This is a genomic window from Acinetobacter sp. YH01010, assembly GCF_013420775.1.
Taxonomy (GTDB): domain Bacteria; phylum Pseudomonadota; class Gammaproteobacteria; order Pseudomonadales; family Moraxellaceae; genus Acinetobacter; species Acinetobacter amyesii.
The window spans coordinates 1-1319 of the sequence record NZ_VOYF01000065.1; the positions used below are offsets into that span (position 1 = coordinate 1).

The window sequence follows — 1319 nt, forward strand, 5'->3', positions numbered from 1 at the left end:
AATGCTTGCTCCAATGCATCGAGCACCATATCTGTATTCATCCGTGTCGATACTTTCCATCCAACAATTGCTCGTGAGAACACATCAATAATAAATGCAGTATAAACCCAGCCTGAATTTGTTTGAATATACGTAAAGTCACTCACCCACAGTTGGTCAGGATGATCAGCAGTAAAATTACGTTTTACCAAGTCATCCGCTCGTTTTTGATCATCTCGGCTACGGGTGGTTTGTTTGTTCTTACCACGCCAAACACCTTTTATACCTAGCTTTTGCATTAATCGAGCAACAGTACAGCGCGCAATAATATAGCCTTCACGTTTCAGTTTTTGCCAGACTTTACGTACACCATACCGACCTGAACTTTCCTTCCAAATTCGTTTAATCTCCTCAGCATGATGCAAGTCATGTAAATCTCGCTTTGCTCGATGTTCTGGATTTTCACAGAGATCTAGAGTCCGGTAATAGGTTGAAGGTGCGATCGGTAAAATTCTACAAATCGCCTCGACTCCGTACAGCTCTTTATTATTATGGATAAAATCCACCATTATTTGTGTGGGCGGTCGAGCTCCGCCTGGGCGAAAAAAGCGGCTGCTTTACGTAGAATTTCATTGGCGCGTTGCAGTTCTTTATTTTCGCGTTCGAGTTGTTTGATACGTTCTTGGTCTGAAAGCTGCTGTACTTTAACTGGATTTTGTTTATCTAAATATTTTTGATACCAAACACGTAGTGTTTCAGGAGTACAACCCTTGCGCAGTATACTGCTCAGGGAGCAATAGCGGTGATCGCAGCCCAATTCGATGGATAATCTTTCTCGGATTCAATCAATAATTGAACCGCTCTTTCTCTGATTTCAGGGGTATATTTTACTTTTTTCATCGGGACATTCTCTCAGAAAGCTTGGTCTCCGACAAACCCGGTACGGTTCAAAAATCTTCCATTGATTTATTTATATCTGTTAAACCAGTCGCATTATGAAATGTAATATAAGTAGAAATTTCAGTATAAATGGTCATGATCTTTTCTAAATTTGAATATCTAAGCGTCTTCATTAATCAACCTTATTGATTATTAGTTTCTTCTTTTAAAGCTCTTTGTACTGTTGCTATCCCTACTTTAAACTTTTCTGCAACACCTCTAAATGTTGAATTTTCTTCAGCCATTGCTTTTCGTATTTCAACATAGTCAACCTTCCGCTTTCTTCCCTTATATAAGCCCTTCGCTTTGGCTTTTGCAATTCCTTCCTTTTGACGCTCACGGATCATGGAGCGTTCAAACTCTGCAAATGCAGCAAGCATCTGAAACATGAGTTTATTTAT

Annotated in this window: 1 protein-coding gene, 1 pseudogene and 1 other annotated feature; the gene and the pseudogene both read right to left on the minus strand. The window is 39.5% G+C overall.

Translation table 11 applies throughout. The annotated features are described in order from the left end of the window. A pseudogene (locus FTT77_RS17180) lies at positions 1 to 879 on the minus strand (IS3 family transposase); the annotation flags it as partial. After that, positions 474 to 590 (minus strand) — a sequence feature (AL1L pseudoknot). Its footprint overlaps the pseudogene before it by 117 nt. Positions 880 to 1061: 182 nt before the next feature. Beyond that, the coding region (locus tag FTT77_RS17185; protein ID WP_180182534.1) for a recombinase family protein at positions 1062 to 1319 on the minus strand (258 nt) is incomplete at its 5' end.